The 3,407-nt window shown below is 60.5% G+C and carries 3 protein-coding genes and 1 pseudogene; 2 read left to right on the top strand and 2 right to left on the bottom strand.

Features of this window, described 5'->3' with window-relative positions; all coding sequences use genetic code 11:
- Both NKI61_RS32575 and NKI61_RS32570 read left to right on the top strand, forming a co-directional pair.
- Nucleotides 1-265: pseudogene (locus tag NKI61_RS32575) on the top strand (TniQ family protein); the annotation flags it as partial.
- 238 nt (nucleotides 266-503) lie between these two features.
- On the top strand, nucleotides 504-1,718 hold the full coding sequence (locus tag NKI61_RS32570) for a DUF5623 domain-containing protein (RefSeq protein ID WP_352842392.1): 1,215 nt from the start codon (nucleotides 504-506) through the stop codon (nucleotides 1,716-1,718).
- A gap of 122 nt (nucleotides 1,719-1,840) precedes the next feature.
- Here NKI61_RS32570 and scpB read toward each other — a convergent pair whose 3' ends face one another.
- Complete coding sequence (gene scpB / locus NKI61_RS32565; protein WP_352842391.1) at nucleotides 1,841-2,494, bottom strand: SMC-Scp complex subunit ScpB; 654 nt, start codon at nucleotides 2,492-2,494, stop codon at nucleotides 1,841-1,843.
- Nucleotides 2,495-2,744: 250 nt separating this feature from the next.
- On the bottom strand, nucleotides 2,745-2,933 hold the full coding sequence (locus NKI61_RS32560; RefSeq protein ID WP_352842389.1) for a hypothetical protein: 189 nt from the start codon (nucleotides 2,931-2,933) through the stop codon (nucleotides 2,745-2,747).
- Nucleotides 2,934-3,407 lie beyond the last annotated feature (474 nt).

The raw sequence follows: 3,407 nt of genomic DNA, 5'->3' as shown, positions 1-3,407 counted from the left end.
GATCCTCACCTGCGTGCTGACCGACGGATTGAGCGCGGTCGAGGCCGCCTGCCAGGAAGCCATCGAGCACGGCCGTGTTGAATGGTTGTTCGCAGGCGCGGACGCGGCCGTGGCGCGACGCCGGCAGAGTATCCTGGCAGCCGGGGGCAATGAGCGGTTGATGACCCGCTTCGCGGAATTCATGGAGAATTACCAGAGTTCTCAACGATCGAAACGCTCGCCGCCCGCCGGCGGCGATCTTCCTGCGCTGCTTGAGGCCTACTAACGTGTCAATCGCGTCAAGGCCAGATAGGGGCAGTGGTTCAAACGCTGGCAGTGGTTCAAACCCTTCTCTCGAAAAGAAATCAGTTGTATTCTACGAATCGGTGCTCTGGCAGGAGCGCGCCGCCCGTCGTTGCGAAGCTGTTGACAGCACTGCCGATGCTGACGCTCCCGTTCATGTCATGTTCGGGCTCGCGAGGTGGTTGAGGGGCGACACTTCCCTACGAGCCAGGAGAACTGGCATGTCCAAGACAGATATTCAGCCGTCCTCGATTGAGGGCATCAAGCGCCTTGCCAAGGCGATCTCAAAGCGAGATTCAATCTCACACAGCAAAGCCCTCGACATGGCATCACAAGTATCGGGCGTTGGCAATTTCCAGCATGCACGCCGATCGTTGACCGATCGTTCAGCGCAAGCCAGCCCGGCGTGGAATGTCGTTTATATCTCCACCTTCTGGCGCGATGGCCAAACACGAACCTCCGGCCGTGAGACGATTCGGGTATCCATTTCAAAGCCGCTTGATGAACTGCTCAAACCGTCTCAGTATCGATATGCTCACAAGCTCGGTAGTTTCCGGCGTCATGCCTCGGACCATGTGATCGATGAGTATCGACCAGACTCGGCGAGCGCGGCTCTGGAGCGGGCTTGCGGAGCCGCGAGGGTACTGCAGTTCATGGACATCACCGGCCTGCAGCCATCCAAGGCAGAGGTCGAACGCGGAGCGGTATATTCGGCCCGCCTGCGCGAGCGCGATCATGCAAGTGCCTGGTACGATCCGGTGGCAAAACATCACGTCGGGGCCGACGAACCTTACGCAGGGAGTGTTGCGTCCAAAGTTGCCGAACGGGATGCCTGGACGCGGCAACACAACTGGTCGCTTGCAGGGCCAGAATGGGCGGGGATGTACTATCCGGAAGGCTGTGAACTTTATCTGTATGCCGATTCGTCGAAGGGATATTCGCTGGATGGGCTCCTCAAGGCGCTTTCCAAGGCTCCTTCACCGATCGTGCCCGCGAATTGTGACAGGGTCGCCGTCGAGGGTCATGCTCCTTTTGTAACTCCGGGAGAGAAGGCTGAGGCCGAGGCGAAGCCCTCGAGAGACGTGCAACGAAAAGCTACCTCGCCACGCGGTCCCAAAACCACTGTCGAGTACCGGCTGCCGCTCAGCGGCAAGCGGCTACGGCGTCCGAAGGCGGCAATGCCTGTGAACGCGCATGCCGCGATCGGATCGCTGCTAAAGAGTGTGCTCATCGATAAGCGAGCGCGCGCCGGCGTTTACAAGCGCGTTGATGCCGTCCGAAACGAGCTTGATGACTGGGTTCAATGCGAACACGATCGGACGGCCATGCCCTATACGGTGTTTTTCGACCTCTACTACGGAGAGAATTCCCCCGGAGGAATGCCTGCACTGGCGAACAGCACATCGAGAACCTCCGCCTCGCACAGTCCGTGCTGATGCAGCACTATCCGGATTGTGCGCCGTTGATGGACCTCGTGGGAAAAATTGATCTTGCTGTCCGATCGCTCGAGAAGCTGCGGTGACGATGGTCGGTCGCCGCCGGCCCAAGCACAGGGCCTCTATTCGTCGGCGTCGGCATTATTCCCGCCGGGGCTCGAAAACCCCGGCATGATGTCGCCGGCCAGCAGCTTCTCCTTCGACAGCAGCCCGGCATCCTCGAGCGCCTCGAAGTCCGGCAGGTCGCGCAGCGTGTCGAGACCGAACTCGAGCAGGAATTCTTTGGTCGTGACATAGGTGTAAGGCGCGCCCGGCGTCGGGCTGCGCGGGCCGGAGGCAATCAGCTTCGCGCCACGCAGGTGACCGATCAGGTCGCCAGAAATCTCCTTGCCAAAAAACGACGACAGTTCGGCGCGGGTGATTGGCTGGAAAAAAGCGATGCACATCAGGGTCAGCAGCTTCTCAGCGGGCGAACCGGCCAGTCGGCGCCAAGCCAACAGCATCCGGCCAGCGGGGCCGACGTCGTCGCCGGGTCGGGTCAGTAGCACAGCGTCGCGCAATTCGGCTTCATCCTCAACGCGCCCTGCCTGTCGCGCCGTCCCCGCGGCCGCTACGAGTGCGAGGCGCTGCCGCCATGCGCCGGCCCATTTTTCTTCCCGGCGGACCACCGCATCGAGTGCACCGATGGCGGCACCCGTTACGATCGCAAGATCTTCGACGCCCTGTGCTGCAAGGCTTTGCGGGTCATGAACCGCCCGGCGCAGCCAGCTCGGCACGGGGGCGGCCGGCGCGGTCAGAGCGACGCTGGCGGGCGGCCCATGCCGACGGGAAGACGATTTATGTCCAAGAATCATCCTCGATACGATGTCATGACGGCGTTTTAAGCAACACAAATGGCAGAAATCCGCCGCACCTGTCGCGGGACAATCATGTCCGGTAAGCTTGCCTTATCGCACGTAGCGGCAAAACGCCTAGCTGTGAGCTTTCGGGAGATTGTCCATTCGGACCGGACCGGGGAGACTGGAGTTACCACGCTTCAGCACTCACCGGAGGGTCCGAATGAACATCCACAAGAATGCCCGTCTCACGCAGCGCCTTGATTTCGTCCGGCGTGAATTCTTGCGGCACCGCTAACTGCCGTCGAAAGCTGCGCAGCGTCGCCTTGTCGATCGTTCCGGCCCGGGTACATGCCTTCCACGGCGCTGTGGATCGCATCAAAGGCTTCGCTCTTGAACTTTGGCTAGTCGTTATCACTGATCTCCACAAGACCCCTGCTTTTAGCTCAGCCGCGAGATTGGCCTTCGATTTTCGAGGGTACGGCCCAGCCACCCCCGAAAGGCCCGCAACTCATCGTGATCAATGTCCGCCCGGTCCTGGTGGATTAGCCGCCGATATCGCTCATGAAAGGCTCATCGGCGTGCGTGCCGCCTGAGCCATTACCCCCGGAAGTTCCGGCCGGGCGACCAAAAACGGAAAGGGCTAACTTATAAACGCACAAAACGGGAGCACGTCAGCTCTGACCTTGTCTCGGCTCCTCAAGGCAGCAGCAGCGGTATGGCCAGCATTTGATCGCGCTGGAGCAAATTTGCGCATTCATTCGTAACCTCATTAAAGTCTGGCGGCTCGGACCCGACTTCCTTGCAACGACCGAAATGCTCAGCCCTTTGGCCAGCTGAGCTGGCGCAGCTA

The sequence above is a fragment of the Mesorhizobium sp. M0514 genome (assembly GCF_040321145.1).
GTDB lineage: Bacteria > Pseudomonadota > Alphaproteobacteria > Rhizobiales > Rhizobiaceae > Mesorhizobium.
Note: the sequence above shows the minus strand (reverse complement) of the source record. Positions and strands in the feature narration are given on the sequence as shown.